The sequence below is a fragment of the Salipiger mangrovisoli genome (assembly GCF_015223355.1).
Lineage (GTDB): Bacteria > Pseudomonadota > Alphaproteobacteria > Rhodobacterales > Rhodobacteraceae > Salipiger > Salipiger mangrovisoli.
In genome coordinates this window covers 197599-216195 of record NZ_JADFFK010000005.1, presented here as the reverse complement: position 1 = coordinate 216195, position 18597 = coordinate 197599, and the positions used below count along the sequence as shown (strand labels likewise).

The window sequence follows — 18597 nt, the reverse complement described above, 5'->3', positions numbered from 1 at the left end:
TTATTTCATGGCTTCGATACCTTTGCGGTATCGATCAACGCCAGATCCCCGCCGCCACGAGCTCGCCCACAATGTCGCGGACCAGGGCCTCGACCACCTGGATGGCCTTCTTGCGGCGCTGGTCGGCCTTGGTGGCGGTGCAGAGCGTCCAGCCGATCTGCGGGCTGATGATCGGGCGCGCTTCGAGCGTGCCGTTCTGCACTTCGGACAGGACACCGCCATAGGTCAGGATGGTGTACCCGTGCCCGTGGCGGACCAGCGACTTCAGGTGCCACACGCCATCCACGCGCTGCACGATGTTCAGCTCGGCGCCGATCTCGTCGGCGTGCTTGTCGACGAGGATGCGCAGGAAGTTCGGCCGGCTGGGCATGATCAGCGGCATCGCCGCCGCCTCGGCCAGCGTGTAGCTGTCCTTGTCGAACGATCCGCAGGGACCGATCACGTTGAGATGCTCGACGAGCAGCTCGGTCGTCACGATGTCATCCTGCAAGGGCGCGTCATGCATCACCGCAAGACCGATCTCGCCCTGTGTGAGCTTGTGTTCGAGCGCGTTGGAGAAGCCCTCGACGAAGCGCAGCTCGATCTCGGGGTACTCGGCCTTCACCCGCGAGAGCAGCGGCGGGGTGATGAACTCGCCTGGCGTCGGCGGCATGCCGACGACCACCACCCCCTGCGGTTTCTCCGCATGGGCGGTCACGTCGTGATGTGCCTGCGCGATCTGCGCCATGATCGCATAGGCTCGGCGCTGCAGGATTTCGCCCGCCTCGGTCAGCTCCATGCCGCGCGCGGTCCGGTTGAAGACCTTGAGGCCGAGGTCGCTCTCGAGCCGGGCGATCTGCCGGCTGAGCGCGGGCTGCGCGATGCGCAGTCGCTCGGAGGCGCGGGTCATGTTCTTTTCCTCTGCCACGCAGAGGAAATAGCGCAGGGTGCGCAGTTCGGGCTGCCAGTCGCGCAGCGAGCTTCCGGTCTCGACCATATCCCCCCTCCGCTGGCTCAGTCGCCGGGCCGCATCAACTCCCACGCGTCGGTCACCGTGGCGTAGTCGCGGTAGCCCATGCGCGCGATCGGCCGCGCCTTCACCGTGTCGAAGCGGCCGCCGGTGATGTATTCGTCCCGGATGTGGGTCTGCACGACCTGGCCGATGACCATGAAGCGGTTGATCGGCGTGACGCTCTCGGTCAGCTCTGTGACCGAGAGCGTCACGCATTCCAGCGCCGCGGGGCTGTCGGCCACAAAGGGAGCGTTGGTGGCGATGCTCGTGCCCAGTGCCAGACCCGCTTTCGCGAATTCGTTCTCGCCGTCCGGCATGGCCTCGGAGGAGATGTTCATCGCCTCGGCGAGCGCTTCTGTTGCCAGCGAGAAAGTGAACTCGCCCCGGTCGCGGGCATTTACCACCGAGTGCTTCAGCCCGTCCGAGGTGAAGCAGATCATGTGCGGGCTGTTGCCGATGGCGTTGAAGTAGGAATAGGGCCCGAGGTTCGGTACGCCGTCGGCATTGCGCGTGCCGATCCAGCCGATGGGGCGCGGCGCGATGATCGCCTTGAACGGGTCGAAGGTCAGGCTCTCGGGGCGGGTGTCACCGTAGTGCATGGGGGCTCCTGCGGACTTCTGGGGGCGTCTTGCGGCTGTTCTAGGACGAAGCCGCCCCCGAGGGCCACGGTTTTCCGAGACACCCGGCGGTTTCCGTTGCGATTCCGAGGTGTTGGTTGCCCTGCGCCGCGACGGTTCAGTCGCCCTCGCGCAGGACGCCTTTCTTGAGGATCAGGTTGGCATAGAGCCGTCGCTCGCCGGTGGCGACCACCGCGTAGGCGCTGGCGGTGCGGTCGTAGAAATCGAAACGGTCGACCTGTGCCACCTGCACCGGCGCGCCGTTGGCCGCTTCGAGCAGCCGGTCGAACACGTCGAAGATCTCGGGGCGGCCGTCGGGGCAGGCCATGACCGCGGCGGGGGCGTCGACGAAATCATCCAGAGGAAACAGCGACAGCACCGCTTCGGCCGCGCGGTCGATGCCGATGCCGGGCAGCCGTACGAGCCGCTGCGCCACCCGGTCGGCGGGAAAATTGGCATCGACGAGAACAAGCTCGTCGCCATGGCCCATGTTTCGCAGGATCGCGAGAAGCTCTCCGGTCAGCAGCGGGTCGATCGTCTTCAGCATGGTGTCCTCCGGCAGCAGTGCTTTGGCTGCAAACGACATCAGCAGGGGCAAGGAGGCAACCTGAAAAATTCACATCTCGCTGGAACTATGCGTCGTATCGAGTGTTTACCGATGAGGGGTGGAGCAAAACCAACAGGGGCAGACGGCTTGAAGGATATTGTGGACGATCCGGAGGTGATCCGGGAGTGCAGCCTGAGGGACGCGCTGAGGAGCGCGACATCGGGCCCGCACCAACGTCTGGACATGGAGCTTTCGCGGCTCGACCTTGCGAAGGCAGGGGATCTTCGTGCCTTTTGCGAGGTGCAGAGACGCGGTTTTTCGCGTCTTGGCGAGGCCTGCGGCTGGGACGCCGCCGAGGCCAGCATCGCGTTGCGCGACACCTTGCAGGCGCTGGAGCATGACCTGGGGCCGCAAGCGCTGCCGGGTCCGGGTCTCGACCTGCCGCTGCACAGCGACGCCGTGGCCTATCTGGTTCTGGGCTCGCAGCTGGGCACGGCGGTGTTGCGGCGCAGCCTGCCCGAGGCACCGCAGGACGGTTTCTTCGCATTGCCCGGTGACCGCGCGGCCTGGCGCGCCTTCTGCCTGCGCCTGGGGATGCAGACAGATGACAGCCCCGAAGCGCAGCGCGTTTTGCGGGATGCGATCCGCGCCTTTTCCATCTTTGAACACGAGGCCCGCGCGATCCTGTCAGCGGCCACCGACGGAGCACCATGAACGATTCCTTTATCTCCACCGGCACGCCCGTCGACCTGACCAATTGCGACCGTGAGCCGATACATCTGCTTGGCAACGTCCAGAGTTTCGCCGCCCTCGTCGCGATTTCGGCCGATTGGATCGTGCAGCATGTGTCGCGCAACGCGGGCGCGCTTCTTGGGCTCGATGCCGAGGGGCTGACCGGCCGCAGCTTCAGCGAGGTGATGCCGCGAGAGACCGTTGCCAAGCTGCGCGAGAAACTCGGGGGCACCAGCCACGAGAACGCCGTGGCGCGGCTTTTCGGCTATGACGTCTTCGGGGATGGGCGGCTGTTTGATGTCAGCGCGCATCAATCCGGTTCGAGCTTCATTTTCGAGTTCGAGCCCAAGTCCCGCGATGGCGCAAAGGACGAGCTGGCGCAGGTCACCCCGATGCTGCGCCGCGTGTCCGCGCAGAAGGACCTGCTGGGGGCCTCCGAGGAAGCCGCGCGGCAGCTGCGCGCGCTGACCGGTTTCGACCGGGTGATGGTGTACCAGTTCGGTCCCGAAGGCGACGGTACGGTGATCGCCGAGGCCAAGGATGGCGGCGATTCCGAGACATACCTCGGGCTGCATTTTCCCGCCTCCGACATCCCGCGCCAGGCGCGGGCGCTCTACAAGCGCAGCCTGCTGCGGCTGATCGCCGACGTGGACGATGCGGTGTCGCCCATCGTGCCTCCGCAGAGCCCCGAGGGGCAGCCGCTCGATCTGTCGCTGGCCATGTCGCGGGCGGTTTCTCCGATCCACCTGGAATACCTGCGCAACATGAATGTGCGCGCCTCGATGTCGGTATCCATCGTCATCCGGGGCGAGCTCTGGGGGCTGTTCGCCTGTCACCACCGCGCGCCGCTGCACGTGGACTACGAGCGCCGCACCGCGGTCGAGCTGCTGGCGCAGTTCTTCGCCTACGAACTCGAGCGACAGGAAGCCAAGTCGACAAGCGACACCGTCGGCCGCGCACAGCGCTTGCACGACCGGCTGATGATGCAGATCAGCTCGGGCGAGGGCCTCTCGGCGAGCTTTGTGAGCATTGCCAACGAGATCGGCAAGGTGATCCCGCATGACGGCATCGCGCTGTACTCTGATGGGAACTACGTGGCGCAGGGGCGGACGCCGTCGAAGGAGCAGTTCCAGACCATCGCGCGCTTTCTCAACACCGCCGCGGCGAGCCGGGTCTATGCGACCGACAGCCTGGTCGCGCGGCTGCCGTCGATGGCGGCGCTGAAGGCGGATTGCGCCGGGGTGCTGGCCATTCCGGTGTCGCGTACGCCCCGCGACTATATCGTGCTGTTCCGCTCCGAGGTGGTGCGGCAGGTCAACTGGGCGGGCAATCCTCACAAGCCGGTCGAGGTCGGCCCGCTGGGCGCGCGGTTGACCCCGCGCAAGAGCTTCGAGCTATGGAAGGAAGACGTGGCCGGCCGGTCGGAGACATGGTCGCCGACCGTGCTCAAGGCCGCCGAGGCGATCCGGGTGACGCTGCTCGAAGTGGTGCTCAAGCTCTCGGACGAGGTCAACGCCGAGCGCAAGCGGGCGCAGGACCAGCAGGAGCTGCTGATCGCCGAGCTCAACCACCGCGTGCGAAACGTGCTGGGGCTGATCCGGTCGCTGGTCGGCCAGTCGCGGCAGTCGGCGCATACCATCGAGGAGTTCACCGCCGCCGTTGACGGCCGTATTCACGCGCTGGCGCAGGCGCATGACCAGCTGACCTCGACCGAGTGGCACCCGGTGGCGCTGCGCGAGTTGCTGGCGGTCGAGCTGGGCGCCTACATTGCCGGCGAGGAGCACCGCGTGACGATCTCGGGGACGCCGGTGCTTCTGGCCCCGGATGCGTTTTCCACGATGGCGCTGGTATTGCACGAGCTGGTGACCAACTCGGTGAAATACGGTGCGCTGTCGGTGCCGACGGGGCGCGTCGGGGTGACGGTCGAGCGCCTTCCCGACGGGCTGGTGCGGATCGGCTGGACCGAGAGCGGCGGTCCGGCGGTGCGGGCACCCGAGCGACGCGGCTTCGGCACCACGATCATCGAGAAGTCCATTCCCTTCGAGTTGAAGGGCAAGGCCGAGGTGCACTTCGAGCTGACCGGCCTCAGGGCCGAGTTCCTGTTGCCCGAACGATACGTGACCGACGCGCCGGATGCGGCGCCTGCCGCGGCGTCGGTGCCGCAGGATGCGGCATCGGACGGCGAGGGGCTTTCGGGCGTGGCGCTGGTGGTCGAGGACAATATGATCATCGCCATGGATGCCGCCGACATCCTGTCGGACCTCGGGGCCGAGACGGTGCACACGGCCTCTTCGGTGGCCGAGGCGCTGAGGATCATCGATGCGCATCCGGTCTCGGTGGCGGTGCTCGATGTGAACCTCGGCTCTGAAACCAGTTTGCCGGTCGCGGAAATGCTGGCGCGGCGCGGTGTGCCCTTCGTGCTGGCGAGCGGCTATGCCGGGCAGTCGGACTGGCTGTCGCGCTTCCCCAGCGCGCCGATGACCAGCAAGCCGTTCACCATCGAGACCTTGTCGAAAGCGGTCGGTCGGCTCGCAGCACGGAACAACGGACGCGCCTGAAGCCCTATCGCAATCCGGGCGTGCCGGGCCGCCGTTCAGGCGGCCTTGCCGTCCTCGGAGCCGGAAGTGGTGCCGAAGGGGGAGCCGCCACCCATCTGGTCGCGCAGGGTTTCGACGGCGCGCGCGGCGCGCGCGCCGGCATCGCTCAATGCCTCGGCCAGCGCCTCGGCGCGCTCCTGATCGACGCCGCGACGCAGGATGTTGGCGGCGCTGGTCGAGACAGCGGTGAGGTTGTTGAGCGTGTGGAACAGCTCGCTGAGCGAGCCGAGCATCTGCCGATCCTCGAACGCCTCGCGCGTGTGTTTGCCGTCGGGCGCTGTGCCCGACATGAAGGAAGAGAGGGCGAGCACCCTGGCCACCTCACCCTCTGCCCAGTCCAGCGGGACGATTTCCACTTCCCAGTCGCTGTTCCCGACACGTTCGTGGCTGAAGGTGCCGACGAAGCTGGAGGGTTTTCCGGCAAAGGCAGTTGCCAGCGCGGCCTCGGCCTTTTTCCGTTCCTCGCCGTCCCAGAAGTCGGTCCAGATCTCGCCGCAGATCATATCGGCGTCGGTATGGAGCAGCTCCAGTCCGCGTTTGTTCACCGCCAGCACCTTGCCGCTGCGGTCCAGCACCTTGGCGCAGACCGTGGTGCGCTGTGCGAGATAGCCCATGACTGTCGAGAGGACGGTCGCTTCGAGATCGGTTTTTGCGAGAATCATTGCGTGGTCCGTGGCCCTGGAATGCCAAGTTTACGGTTAGTTAATTTACGGGAGGTCACAGCGCGTCTGCAACGAGGAATTTGTAACGGGCAGATTTCTCTCTGGCAGCGTATGGCTCGGGCTCAAAGTTGGCTCTTGAGTGAGCTTCTCAGTGGAAATCCCTGCTGGGAAAGAGTTTCTTCGCCTGCTCGCGGGGATGGTGGGCGGCGCTGCCACGGCGGCTGCCGCCGGCCGGGCGACGGGTCTCGTCGGCGCGGCCGTCATTGGTCTCGATCGGTCCGAGCATCGGCACCGGGCCGCCCAGCTCGAACAGCAGGTCCGACAGATCCTCGACCGTCTCGGCGATGAGATGGGTCACCACGCCCTCGCGTTCCAGCCGCCCGGTGACGCGCAGCAACCGGCCCGCGATCACCGCCTTGCGGAAGGTCTCGTAGATCTTCGTCCAGACCACCACGTTGGAGGTGCCGGTCTCGTCCTCGAGCGTCAGGAAGATCACCCCCGAGGCGGTGCCGGGGCGCTGGCGGGTGATCACCAGCCCGGTGACGGTGATGCGGTGGCGGTGGGGCACCTTGTCGAAGCCGCTGTGCGGCAGGCTCTCCGGCAGGCGCGGGCGCAGCAGTTCCATCGGGTGGGCGCGCAGGCTCAGGCGCAGCGAGAGGTAATCCTCGACCACCTCCTGGCCCAGCGTCATGGCGGGCAGGATCACGTCTGGCTCCACGCCGCCCTCGCCGTCGGTGCCGAAGAGCGGCAGCGGCTTCGGCGCCTGCAGCGCCTTGGCGGCCCAGAGCGCATCGCGCCGGGTGAGGCCGAGCGCGGCGAAACCGTCGCCTTCGGCCAGCCGCTCCAGCGTCGCTGGCTTGACCCCGGCGCGGCGCCAGAGGCTTTCGACATCGGGATAGCCGTTGCCCCGCGCCGCGACGATCCAGGCCGCATCCTCCTCGCGCATCCCCTTGATCTGGCGAAACCCGAGCCGCAGCGCGAGGCTGCCATCGGGGCGTCGCTCGAGCGTGTTGTCCCAGTCGGAATGGTTGACCGAGACCGGGCGCACCTCGACGCCGTGCTCGCGCGCGTCGCGCACCAGCTGGGCGGGGGCGTAAAAGCCCATGGGCTGGGCGTTGAGCAGCGCGCAGGTGAAGATCGCCTGATGGTGCCTTTTCAGCCAGGCCGAGATGTAGACCAGCCGCGCGAAGCTGGCGGCGTGGCTCTCGGGAAAGCCGTAGCTGCCGAAGCCCTCGATCTGGGCAAAGCAGCGCTCGGCGAAGGCCCCGTCGTAGCCGCGCGCCAGCATCCCCGAGACGAACCGGTCGCGGAAGGCGCCGATGGTGCCCATGCGCTTGAAGGTGGCGAGGGAGCGGCGCAGCCGGTCGGCCTCGGCCGGGGTGAAGCCTGCGGCGACCACGGCGATCTGCATCGCCTGCTCCTGGAACAGCGGCACGCCGTAGGTGCGGCCCAGCACCTCCATCATCGCCGGGCCCAGATCCTCGACCGGCTCCTTGCCCTGACGGCGGTTGATGAAGGGATGCACCATGCCGCCCTGGATCGGGCCGGGGCGGACGATGGCGACCTCGCAGACCAGATCGTAGAAGCGCCGGGGCAGCATCCGGGGCAGGAAGTTCAGCTGCGCCCGGCTTTCCACCTGGAAGACCCCGATGGCATCGGCACGGCAGAGCATGTCGTAGACCGATCCGTCCTCGGCGGGCACGTTGGCCAGCGTCCAGTGCTGGCCCCGGTGCTCCACCAGCAGCGAGAACGCCTTGCGGATGCAGGTCAGCATCCCCAGCGCGAGGATGTCGACCTTCAGGAGCCCCAGCGCGTCGATGTCGTCCTTGTCCCATTCGATCACCGTGCGATCGTCCATCGCGGCGTTCTCGATCGGGCAAAGCTCGTCGAGCCGCCCGTGGGTGATGACGAAGCCGCCGACGTGCTGGCTCAGGTGGCGCGGGAAGCCGATGATCTCCTCGATCAGCTTTGCCGTCATCAGCACCCGGTCGTCGGTGGGGTCGATCCCGGCGTCGCGCATGCGGTCCTCGTCGGGGGCCGAAGACGACCAGCCCCAGATCTGCCCCGAGAGCCGCGCGATCACGTCCTGGCTCAACCCCATCACCTTGCCGACCTCGCGGATCGCCGCGCGCGAGCGGAAGTGGATCACCGTGGCGGTGAGCCCGGCGCGTTCGCGGCCGTAGCGTTCATAGATCCACTGGATCACCTCCTCGCGGCGCTCGTGCTCGAAATCGACGTCGATGTCGGGCGGCTCGCCGCGTTCCTTGGAGATGAAGCGCTCGAAGATCAGCGTGATGCTCTCGGGCGGCACCTCGGTCACGCCGAGCAGGTAGCACACCACCGAGTTCGCCGCCGAGCCGCGCCCCTGGCAGAGGATGCCGCGCGAGCGGGCAAAGGCGACGATGTCGTGCACCGTCAGGAAATACGAGGCGTAGCCCATCTCGCCGATCAGCCGCAGTTCCTTTTCCACCCGGTGCACGATCTTCGGCGGCGGGCCTGCGGGGTAGCGCCAGTGCAGCCCCTCGCGCGAGAGCCGGGCGAGCCGGTCCTGCGCGGGCTCGCCGTCCCGCGCCTCGTCGGGGTACTGGTAGCGCAGCTCGTCGAGGCGGAAGGCGCAGCGGTCGGCGATCTCGGTGGTGCGGCGCAGGGCGGCGGGGTAGCGGTGGAAGAGCCGGGCCATCTCGTCGCCGGACTTCAGCCGCCGCTCGCCGTTGGTCAGCCGCCGGCTGCCGATATTGTCGATGGTGCAGCCCTCGCGCAGGCAGGTCAGCACGTCGGCCAGCGGGCGCCGGGCCGAGCGGTGCATGAGCGCATCCCCCACGGCCACCAGCGGCAGGCCGGTCTGCTGCGACAGCCGCGCAAGGCGGTCGAGCCGGATCTGGTCGCGCCCGTCGTAGACCGGCGCCGCGCCGAGGAAGGTGCGGCCCGGGCAGCGGCGCAGCATCTCGCGCAGCTCGGGGTCGGGCTTTGCCCCGGTGCTGCCCGGCTCCAGCGGATCGGGGGGCAGGGCGATGAGGATCATCCCCTCGCAGGCGGCGTGCAGGTCGGCGCGGGTGAGGTGGCATTCGCCTTTCTCCGCCCGCCTCTTGCCGAGCGACAGCAGCCGCGTCAGCCGCGCCCAGGCGGCGACGTCGCAGGGCAGCGCAAGCCACTGCAGCGCGCTGTCGGTCAGCACCAGCCGCGCCCCTGCGATGAGCCGGGGCAGCGGGCGTTCGGGCGGCAGCAGCGGCGCGGCACCGGGCGGCACCTGCGCGACGCGCTGGCGGCTCGACGGATCGGTGAGCGAGTGCGAGCGGATCGCCGGGGCCTCACGCGCCGCCGCCTCGGCCGCCTCGCGCGCCTCGCCCTGCAGCCGCTCCAGTTCCTTCAGCGCCGAGAAGGCGCGCACCACCCCGGCCACCGAGTTGCGGTCGGTGATGGCGATGGCGGTCAGCCCCAGCTCGGCGGCGCGGGTGACCAGCTCCTCGGGGTGCGAGGCCCCGGTGAGGAAGGTGAAGTTGCTGGTGACGCAGAGCTCGGCATAGGGGGTCATGGCAGGTCCCTCATGCGAATTCCCCCTGCACGAACCAGTCCTGCGCGCCGCCCGCGTCCCAGCCCGCCACCTGCGGCGTGTGGAACAGCCACAGCCGCGGCCCCTCGCGCGTCTCGATGCGCCAGTAGTCGCGGATCCCTGCGCGCCAGGCGGGATCGTCGAACCACCATTCGGGGGCGATCCGCTCCGGTCCCGTCGCGCGCAGCGTCGAGAAGCGCATGTTGCGCCAGCGGAACTGCGCGGGGGGATGGCCGGGCTGCGCGCCGCGCGCGCCGCTGACCAGCTCGGGCGGAAAGAGGATCTGCGGCCGGGGCGGGCCGCGCCGGGGCGGGGCCTCCTCGGCGGCGCTGTAGGCGGCGGGGGCGATGAGGAAGCTGCGCTCGGGGATGGTGCTGTCGGCGGGCAGCAGCCGCTGCACGGTGTCGAAGCCGAGCCGGTTGCCGAGCCGCGAGACGAGATCCGCCAGCGCGTCCTCGCTGCGCAGCTTGGGGCCACCGGGGCCAAGCTGCTCGGGCGGCAGCTTTTCCGTCACCTCGGCGCAGAGCCGCAGCGCGTCGATGCCGAAGCCCGCCTCGACCTCGGCCACGCCCTTCTCGAAGAGCGCGGCAATTCGGGCGGGGTCGCGCATGGGCCGGGCGAGGCCGACGCGCACATGGGCGGTCTCGCGGTCGACCCGGCGCAGTTCGAGCAGCACCCGCCGCGCGCCGTGCTGGTGGTGGGTGAGCTGGGCGCAGAGCCGTTCCAGCAACCGCGCGAGACCGGCCATCACGTCCTCCTGCAGCCCGATGGGCTCGGGCAGGGTCATGCGCACGCCGAAATGCGGTGCCTCGCGCTCGGCGTCCACAGGCTCGGGACGGGTGCCGAGCGCCTGGTCGAGCCGCATCACCAGGGCGGGACCGAAGCGCTTGGCCAGCGGCGCACGGGGCAGGTGCACGAGATCGGCGATGCGGGTCAGCCCGACGCGGGAGAGCGTGGCGGCGGTGTCGTGGTCGATGCGCAGGGCGGAGACGGGCAGCGGCCCAAGCCCCTCGGCCAGCGCGCCCTCGGGCAGCACCCCGCCGCCGTGGCGGGCCAGCGCATGGGCCGCGCCGCGGGTGCCGGCGATGGCACTCTGCGCCGCCAGCCCGGTGCGCTCCAGCCGGTCGTGCAGATCCGCGCGCAACGTCACCTCGCCGCCGAAGAGATGCGGCACGCCGGTGATGTCGGCGATCAGCCCGTCGGCGCCGTCGCGCGCCACCAGCGGCGCGTAGCGCCCGGCCCAGCGGCGCAGACCCGAGAGCGCCGCGGCCTCGCGCGCCAGGTCGGCGGGGCGGGTGGCAAGATCGGGGCAGATGGCGCGGGCATCGGCCAGTGCCATGCCGCGCGCCAGCCCATGCGCCTGTGCCAAGGGGGAGACGCAGTGCAGATGATCGGAATTGCCCGACCGCAGGGTCAGGGCGAAAGGCCCCTCAACGGGGCGTTTCCGCAGGCTCGTGTCGCTCGCCAGCCGCGGAAACCATATGGAAAGCAGACGTCTCGCCATGCCAGTCCACGGTCCAGAGTTTCAGTGTTCCCTTTTTGTTCTTGATAAGCTCCCATTGCTGCAGAGTCGAGTCCGGCGCGGGGGAAGGCAGCTGTTCACAGGCCCAGCGTGTCTCGGCGGCATTGCTGCCCTGACCGCTCTGGAGGAGCATCAGCCCGGTGGTCTTGCCGGCCTCTGCCGCCAGTTGCAGCCGCCGCCCGGCGGTGAGCGAGAGTGGATCGCCGGGCTCGGCCACCACCAGCCCCACGGCAGGGCAGCGCAGCGCTTCCTCGGCGGTCCACAGAAGATCGGTCTCGCTCTGCGTCCGGACAAGATACAGCCGCGCGCCCACCCCCTCGGGCAGGCCGCGGAGCAGCGGTGTCTGCGGCGCATGGCGCGGCAGGATCCAGACCAGCGGCCCGTCGTGGCGCGTGGCTTGAAACAGCGCGAAGCCACGCCGCGCACGCCCCTCGGCCTCGTGCACCCGCGCGGGGCAGAGCGAGAGCGAGAGCGGATCGGCCTCGGCAAGAGGCGGGCTGGCGGGCAGGGGGCGCATGGGGGCAGACAAGATAACCGGAACGGGGGCAGCGGAGTCGGCATGGGCGGATAGATGAGAACATTGCCAGAACATTCGGGCTGAGGGAAGCGCCGGAGGGAAGGAAGAGATCACGATTGCTGCGCCAGGGCACCAGGCGGTCGAAGCCGAGCGGCCAGGACACATGCATCCGGGTCCGCGGGGTCAATGGGAATTCCCTGTCGCACCGGCGGGATGCGGACCGGGACAAAGAGGACGGGATGCGGTGAAATCCGGCCGGGCGCGAAAAATGTAAAAACCCTTCACATCACCCCTTGAAGGGGGCGGGTCGAATACCGATCTTCGATAATGTGAAAGATATTCACATCGACAAGAACCGAAAGGAAACGACCCATGACCGCCGCCTCGCAGCACTACACCCAGCCCGCCAACCCCGGCTGGCTGCGCCGTGCCGAGTTCTGGCTCGACCAGCGGGGCAAGCCCGCGTGGATCGTCGCCATGATCCTCGGTTTCATCTTCTTCTGGCCGATCGGGCTTGCCCTTCTGGCCTATATGATCTGGAGCAAACGCATGTTCGGAAAGTCCTGCCGCAATCGCCACAGCCACCGTCACGCCGCGTTCCAGCAAGGCTTCAACGCCATGCGCCCCAGTGGCAACGCCGCCTTCGACGCCTATAAGTCCGACACGCTGCGCCGTCTCGAGGACGAGCAGAAGAGCTTCGAGGACTTCCTGCAGCGCCTGCGCGACGCCCGTGACAAGGCCGAGTTTGACCAGTTCATGAATGAACGCGATCGCGCAGCCCGAGAAGAGCGCGAAAAGGGCGAAACCGAAGAGGCCTGATCACTCGGGATCGCCTCACCGCCATGGCCCACGCCGGGCCATGGCCCCGGATGGGCACTGGACTTTGCCCGCCATCGTCCCCACCTGACCCATTGATCCCATAACCCTGCACCCGCCCGAGACGGACAGCCCGAGCGAGAGACACATGTATCCCAACGCAACCTATTCCCAGCTTCCCGACCCGGAGCACCAGCGTGCCTTTTACGAAAGCGTCGCGCTCAAGCGCGGCATGGCCTGGGTCATCGACACGATGATCGTTGCCGTGCTGGTGTTCATCGCGCTGCTGTTCACCGCTTTCCTCGGGGTGTTCATCTTCTTCGCCATCTGGATGGTGGTCAGCTTCGGCTATCGCGTGGCGACGCTGGCCACCGGCTCGGCGACCTGGGGGATGCGCCTCATGGCCATCGAGTTCCGTGACTGGCAGGGCCACCGCTTTGGCCTGCCGCAGGCGCTGCTTCATACGCTGGGCTACACGGTCTCGGTGTCGATCGCCCCGCTGCAAATCGTCTCGATCGTCTGCATGCTGGCCACCGAGCGGGGGCAGGGGTTGACCGACCTTGCTCTGGGCACCGTGGCGCTGAATCGCCGGGCCGCATGACCTAGGACGGATTTCAACGACAAGATCGGGGGCTTCGGCCCCCTTTTTCATGCCCCGTCGCGCTGGGCGCTGCCTCTGTGCGCGCAGCGTGCACTTCGCGTGACGCAAGGGCCAAGCCGGGCAAGCCTTGGCATTCTTGGCAATCTTTCGCATTGCGCCTTTCCCAAGATCGTGAATGCTGCATGTGTAAGTTGACCTGGGGTTGGCGACTGCCGCTTTCGTTGTTACGTTTTTCTTTCAAACAGTCCGGACGGTCCCGAAATGCGCCATTCGCTGCCCCTCGCGCCGCAATTCTACGTCACGGCGCCCCAACCCTGTCCCTACCTGCCCGGCCGGATGGAGCGGAAGCTCTTCACGGCCTTGCAGGGGGACAGCGCCGAAAAGCTCAACGACAGCCTGTCCAAGCAGGGTTTTCGCCGCTCGCAGAACGTGCTCTACCGTCCGTCCTGCTCGGAGTGTTCGGCCTGCCTGTCGGCGCGTATCGACGTGCGGCACTTCGAACCTTCGAAGAGCCAGCGCCGGTCGCTGAAGCGCAACGCCCACCTGCACCGCCGCGCCTCGAGCCCCTGGGCCACCGAGGATCAGTTCGAGCTGTTCCGCCGCTATCTCGATGCCCGCCACGCCGACGGCGGCATGGCGGATATGGACATCTTCGAGTTCGCCGCGATGATCGAGGAGACGCCGATCCGCAGCCGCGTGGTCGAATACAGCGATGGCGAGCAGGGCGACCTGGCCGCGGTCTGCCTGACCGACGTGCTCGATGACGGGCTGTCGATGGTCTATTCCTTCTACGACCCCGAGTTGCCGAAGTCCGGGCTCGGCACCTGGATGATCCTCGATCACATCGACATCGCCCGCGAGGCGGGGCTGCCCTATGTCTACCTTGGCTACTGGGTGCCCGGTTCGCCGAAGATGGGCTACAAGGCGCAGTTCTCGGCGCTCGAGATCTACCGCCGTGGTCGCTGGGAGCCGATGCGCCACGATGACGACTACGCGTCCGAGACGCACCCTCTGAGCACCGATCCCATCGCCGAGCAGGTGGCGAACATCTCGCTGCCCGACAGCCGCGGGTAGCTTTCGCCGAAACGCCTAGCGGAGCCGCAGGGCCCAGTCGGACGCGGCATCGGCGGCGCTGGCGAGCGCCTCCTCGTGGCTCTGCCCGCTCACGCGCTTGCGCGGCTTGAGATCGTGATCGCCGTCCTCCAGCCAGTGCACGGCGATGGCCTGCGACACCGCGTATCCTGCCACTTCCTCGCGCGTGCCGAAAGGATCGCGGCTGCCCTGGCAGATCAGCGTGGGCGTGTGCAGCGCGGCGAGGTGCTCGGTGCGCAGCTTCTCGGGCCTGCCGGTGGGGTGGAACGGGTAGCCAAGGCACAGCAGCCCGGCGATGCGGCCGGTGGCGTGCAGATCGTCGGCGATCAGGCTGGCCACCCGCCCGCCCATCGACTTGCCGCCGATGACCAGCGGTCCCGCGCAGTCCAGCGCGGCGATCGCCGCCCGGTATTCTGCCTGCAAGACCTCGATCTTCGGCGGCGGGCGCTTCGTGCCACCCGTCCGCCGCTGCGCCATGTAGGCGAACTCGAAGCGCGCCACGCGCAACCCGCGCGCCGCCAGCAGGGCCGTCATCGCCACCATGAAGTCGCTGTCCATTGCCGCGCCCGCGCCATGCGCCAGCAGCACCGTTGTCCGGCCCGGCCCGTCGCCGTCGATCAGCAGGTCCATGCCGCTCACTCGGTGAATTCGGCCGCCACCGCGCCGGTCAGACCGGGCAGCACATGGGCGTCGAGCGCGAAAAGGTGCCGCGGCGTTCCAGCGGCGGCCCAGATCTGGCTGAACTCCAGCAACCGCGGATCGATCCAGGCGCGGATCGGCGACAGGTGCCCGACCGGCGAGACGCCCCCGATGGCAAAGCCGGTCTGGCCGCGGATCAGCGCCGCATCCGCCTTGCCCAGCGGCTCGCCGGCCAATGCCGAGGCCTTTTCGGCGCAGACCCGGTTGCCGCCCGCGGTCAGGAACAGCACCGCCTCGCCGCTCTCTTCCGCGCGGAAGATGATCGATTTGGCGATCTGGTCGAGATCGCACCCCACGGCGTCTGCCGCCTCCTGCGCGGTGCGGGCGTTCTCCACCTCGAGGATCTCGATCGGAAGCCCAGCGTCATCCAGCGCCGCGCGCACCCGTTTGAGGCTCTTGCTCATGTCCCGTCTCCTGTCCTGCCGATCCCATCCCGTTGATCCCGAGGCATAGCCGCCCATGCGGCGGCGCGGCAAGCCACCGATTTTCACATGCCATTGCACAAAGCCGCCAGTCGTGGCCATCTGCCGCCATGAGCCTTGCCGATGCGATCACCCGCCTGCCACGCCCCTTCGAGCCCGCCCTTGGACAGGAGGCGCGCGAGGCCGTGCCCTGGGCCGCGGGTCCGCTGGCCGATCTGATTGCCGGAACCGGCGGTTCGAGCCCGTATCTGCTGGGGCTGATCCGCAAGGAAGGGAGCTGGCTGGAAACGGCGGTCGATGCTCCGCAGGAGGCGCTGAAGGCGCTCTTCGCGCAGCTCGCCGAGGTCGAGGGCGATCCGGGCGTGGCGCTGCGCGAGGCCAAGCGCCGGGTCGCGCTGCTGGTCGGGCTCGCCGATCTTGGCGGGGCCTGGCGATTGGAGCAGGTCACCGGGGCTCTCACCGAATTTGCGGATCTCGCGGTGCAGATCGCCCTGCGCGACGCCATCACCCGAGAGGTGAAGCGCGGCAAGCTGCCCGGCGCAACCGAGCGGGACGTGGCGAGCGCCGGGGGCATGGTGGTCTTTGCCATGGGCAAGATGGGCGCGGGCGAGCTGAACTACAGCTCCGACATCGACCTCATCTGCCTCTTCGACGAGACCCGCTTTGACCGCGATGATTTCCACGAGGCCCGCGCCTCGTTCATCCGCGCCACCAAGCGCATGAGCGCCACGCTCAACGATCTGACCGGCGAAGGTTATGTCTTCCGCACCGACCTGCGGCTGCGCCCCGACCCCGCGGTCACCCCGGTCTGCATGGCGATGGAGGCCGCCGAGCGCTACTACGAAAGCCTCGGACGCGCCTGGGAGCGCGCTGCCTGGATCAAGGCCCGGCCCTGCGCGGGCGATCCCGAGGCGGGGGCGCGATTCCTCGAGTCACTGCGACCTTTCGTGTGGCGCAAGCACCTCGACTTTGCCGCGATCAAGGACGCCCATGACATGCGCCTGCGCTACCGCGAGGCCAAGGGGCTCTCGGGGCCGATCACCCTGCCGGGGCATAACATGAAGCTGGGCCGCGGCGGCATCCGCGAGATCGAGTTCTTCACCCAGACCCGGCAGATCATCGCCGGCGGGCGGGATCCCGACCTGCGGGTGCGCGGCACGGTGCCGGGGCTGCGGGTGCTGTCCGAGAAAGGCTGGGTGCCGCGGGAGGTGACTGAGACGCTGACCTCGCACTACCGCGCCCACCGCGAGATCGAGCACCGAATCCAGATGGTCCAGGATGCCCAGACCCATGCCTTGCCCGGCAGCGAAGAAGGGTTCGCCCGGCTCGCCGCGCTTTGCGGCCGCGACCTGCCCGAACTGAAGGCCGAGCTGAAGTCCCGGCTCGAGGAGGTTCACGAGCTGACAGAGGGCTTCTTCGCCCCCGAAAGCCGCAGCGAGCCCGCCGTGGCCTCGCCGCTCGAGGACAGCCCGGTGGTGGCCCGCTGGACCAGTTACCCGGCGCTGCGCTCGAGCCGCGCGGTCGAGATCTTCGGCCGCCTGCGTCCCGAAATCCTGAGCCGGCTCGGCCGTGCCGCGCGCCCCGAAGAGGCGCTCTTGGCCTTCGACGGCTTCCTGGCGGGTCTGCCGGCCGGGGTGCAGCTCTTCTCGCTCTTCGAGGCGAACCCGCAGCTCGTCGACCTTCTGGTGGATATCGTCTCGGTCTCGCCGGAGCTGGCGTTGCACCTGTCGCGCAACGCGCAGGTGTTCGACGCGGTGATCGGCGGTGATTTCTTCGCGCCCTGGCCAGGGGTGGCGGCGCTGACCGCGGACCTTGCACAGGTGCTTTCGCGCGAAGAGGACTACGAGCGTCAGCTCGATCTGGCCCGCCGCTGGCAGCACGAATGGCATTTCCGCATCGGCGTGCACTTGCTGCGCGGCATCTCCGAGGCGCAGGAGGCGGGCAAGCATTACGCCGAGCTGGCCGAGGCGACGCTTGCCGCGCTCGCCCCCGAGGTACAGGCCGAATTTGCCCGCAAGCACGGGCCGGCGCCCGGTCGTGGCGCGGTCGTGGTGGGCATGGGCAGCCTCGGCGCGGGGCGGTTGCATGCGCATTCCGATCTCGATCTCATCGTGATCTACGATGCCGGCGGGGTGGAGGCCTCGGAGGGCAAGCGCCCGCTGCCGGCGCGCACCTACTACGCGCGGCTCACCCAGGCGCTGATCACGGCGATGACCGCGCCGATGGCCGAGGGACGGCTCTACGAGATCGACATGCGGCTGCGCCCCTCGGGCAACCAGGGGCCGGTGGCGACCTCGCTCGCGGCCTTCACCGAGTACCAGCGCCAGGACGCCTGGGTCTGGGAGCACCTGGCGCTGACCCGCGCGCGGGTGATCGCGGGTCCGGCGGACCTGGCCTCCGAGGTCGAGGCGCGGCGGCAAGCGCTGCTGGCAGGCCCGCGCGAGCGCGCCGAGGTGCTGGCCGAACTGTCGAAGATGCGCGCCCGCATCGCCGCCGCGAAAGGGGGCGGGGACCCTTGGGATCCCAAGCTCGGACAGGGCCGGATGCAGGACATCGAACTGGTGGGGCAGGCCGGGGCGCTGCTGTCGGGCAGCGCGCCGCGGCGCACCGCGCGCGGGCTTTCCGCCGCGGCGCAGGAGGGCTGGCTGAGCCGGGAAGGGGCCGACCACCTCGCCGCCACCTACCGGTTCTGCTGGGCGCTCCAGATCGGCGCACGGCTGATCACCGAGGGCGCGCTCGTTCCCGAGGAGCTGGGCGCGGGCGGATGCACGTTCCTGAGCAGCCTTGCGGGGGTGCAGAGCCCGGATGCGCTGCGTGCGAAGCTCGACGAAATGACCGCCCGCGCCGCCGAGATCATCGACGCCGCGCTTCCGGTGCCCGCCGAATGAAGGGGGATGCGCTCGATCCCAAGGCCCTGATCGCCGAGGCCTACCGGATTGACGGCATCACGATCGAGGAATGCCGCTCGATCTTCCTCGACTGGGCGCTTTCGCTGCCCGAGGGCAGCGGCGCCGGGGCCGCGTTGGGGCCTTTGCTGGCGCGTCACGGCGTGCCGGGCCATCCGATGACGCGGGTTCTGACAGAGGGGCTCACCGCACCTGTCACGGCCCGTCGGCGCGGCGGCCGCGCGGCGCGGCGCGGCTGAGACGGTTCCGGGCGCGCGTCGGCGCTCCGACCGACCCCCGGCAAGCCGGCCATTGGCAAGCCGATGCAATAGGGGCATGATTTGCGC

The 18597-nt window shown here is 68.7% G+C and carries 16 protein-coding genes; 7 read left to right on the top strand and 9 right to left on the bottom strand.

The features are described 5' to 3' along the window. Positions 1-34: 34 nt before the first annotated feature. The 3 genes from IQ782_RS08945 to IQ782_RS08935 form a co-directional block, all read right to left on the bottom strand. Positions 35-976: a LysR family transcriptional regulator gene (locus tag IQ782_RS08945; protein WP_194134280.1), complete on the bottom strand. Its 942-nt coding sequence runs from the start codon at positions 974-976 to the stop codon at positions 35-37. A gap of 17 nt (positions 977-993) precedes the next feature. Further along, the gene (locus IQ782_RS08940; RefSeq protein ID WP_194134279.1) at positions 994-1590 is read right to left on the bottom strand and encodes a flavin reductase family protein; all 597 of its coding nucleotides are present in this window, start codon (positions 1588-1590) and stop codon (positions 994-996) included. 136 nt (positions 1591-1726) lie between these two features. Further along, on the bottom strand, positions 1727-2155 hold the full coding sequence (locus IQ782_RS08935) for an RbsD/FucU family protein (protein ID WP_194134278.1): 429 nt from the start codon (positions 2153-2155) through the stop codon (positions 1727-1729). A gap of 147 nt (positions 2156-2302) precedes the next feature. Here IQ782_RS08935 and IQ782_RS08930 point away from each other — a divergent pair, with 147 nt between their 5' ends. Both IQ782_RS08930 and IQ782_RS08925 read left to right on the top strand, forming a co-directional pair. Further along, complete coding sequence (locus IQ782_RS08930) at positions 2303-2869, top strand: heme oxygenase-like domain-containing protein (protein ID WP_194134277.1); 567 nt, start codon at positions 2303-2305, stop codon at positions 2867-2869. Then, positions 2866-5445 carry an HWE histidine kinase domain-containing protein gene (locus tag IQ782_RS08925; protein ID WP_194134276.1) on the top strand — a complete coding sequence of 860 codons (2580 nt, stop codon included), beginning with the start codon at positions 2866-2868 and terminating at the stop codon, positions 5443-5445. Before IQ782_RS08930 ends, IQ782_RS08925 begins: the two co-directional genes overlap by 4 nt. Positions 5446-5480: 35 nt before the next feature. On the opposite strand, the gene IQ782_RS08920 is transcribed toward IQ782_RS08925, so the two are convergent. The 4 genes from IQ782_RS08920 to IQ782_RS08905 all read right to left on the bottom strand — a co-directional run bounded on the left by IQ782_RS08920 (position 5481) and on the right by IQ782_RS08905 (position 11735). Next, positions 5481-6146: a PAS domain-containing protein gene (locus tag IQ782_RS08920; protein ID WP_194134275.1), complete on the bottom strand. Its 666-nt coding sequence runs from the start codon at positions 6144-6146 to the stop codon at positions 5481-5483. A 148-nt stretch (positions 6147-6294) separates the two neighbouring features. Then, a complete protein-coding gene (locus IQ782_RS08915; protein WP_194134274.1) occupies positions 6295-9678 on the bottom strand; it encodes an error-prone DNA polymerase in 3384 nt (1127 codons plus the stop codon). 10 nt (positions 9679-9688) lie between these two features. After that, complete coding sequence (locus IQ782_RS08910; protein WP_194134273.1) at positions 9689-11200, bottom strand: Y-family DNA polymerase; 1512 nt, start codon at positions 11198-11200, stop codon at positions 9689-9691. Further along, positions 11127-11735: an ImuA family protein gene (locus tag IQ782_RS08905; protein WP_240989189.1), complete on the bottom strand. Its 609-nt coding sequence runs from the start codon at positions 11733-11735 to the stop codon at positions 11127-11129. Before IQ782_RS08905 ends, IQ782_RS08910 begins: the two co-directional genes overlap by 74 nt. Before the next feature lie 372 nt (positions 11736-12107). Between IQ782_RS08905 and IQ782_RS08900 the strand changes: the two genes are divergently transcribed. The 3 genes from IQ782_RS08900 (at position 12108) to IQ782_RS08890 (ending at position 14226) form a co-directional block, all read left to right on the top strand. Further along, positions 12108-12554, top strand: coding sequence for a DUF2852 domain-containing protein (locus IQ782_RS08900; RefSeq protein WP_194134272.1), 447 nt, complete (start codon positions 12108-12110; stop codon positions 12552-12554). 145 nt (positions 12555-12699) lie between these two features. Next, complete coding sequence (locus tag IQ782_RS08895) at positions 12700-13152, top strand: RDD family protein (protein ID WP_194134271.1); 453 nt, start codon at positions 12700-12702, stop codon at positions 13150-13152. Positions 13153-13413: 261 nt separating this feature from the next. Beyond that, positions 13414-14226: an arginyltransferase gene (locus IQ782_RS08890; protein ID WP_194134270.1), complete on the top strand. Its 813-nt coding sequence runs from the start codon at positions 13414-13416 to the stop codon at positions 14224-14226. Between the two features lie 15 nt (positions 14227-14241). On the opposite strand, the gene IQ782_RS08885 is transcribed toward IQ782_RS08890, so the two are convergent. Together IQ782_RS08885 and IQ782_RS08880 are read right to left on the bottom strand one after the other, a co-directional pair. After that, positions 14242-14874, bottom strand: a complete 633-nt coding sequence (locus tag IQ782_RS08885; protein ID WP_194134269.1) for an alpha/beta family hydrolase — start codon at positions 14872-14874, stop codon at positions 14242-14244. Positions 14875-14879: 5 nt separating this feature from the next. Continuing rightward, complete coding sequence (locus IQ782_RS08880; RefSeq protein ID WP_194134268.1) at positions 14880-15347, bottom strand: YbaK/EbsC family protein; 468 nt, start codon at positions 15345-15347, stop codon at positions 14880-14882. Between the two features lie 128 nt (positions 15348-15475). On the opposite strand from IQ782_RS08880, the gene IQ782_RS08875 reads away from it, so the two are divergent. Then, positions 15476-18253 carry a [protein-PII] uridylyltransferase family protein gene (locus IQ782_RS08875; RefSeq protein ID WP_194134267.1) on the top strand — a complete coding sequence of 926 codons (2778 nt, stop codon included), beginning with the start codon at positions 15476-15478 and terminating at the stop codon, positions 18251-18253. Beyond that, on the top strand, positions 18250-18510 hold the full coding sequence (locus IQ782_RS08870) for a hypothetical protein (protein WP_194134266.1): 261 nt from the start codon (positions 18250-18252) through the stop codon (positions 18508-18510). The genes IQ782_RS08875 and IQ782_RS08870 overlap by 4 nt, the downstream gene beginning before the upstream one ends. Positions 18511-18597 lie beyond the last annotated feature (87 nt).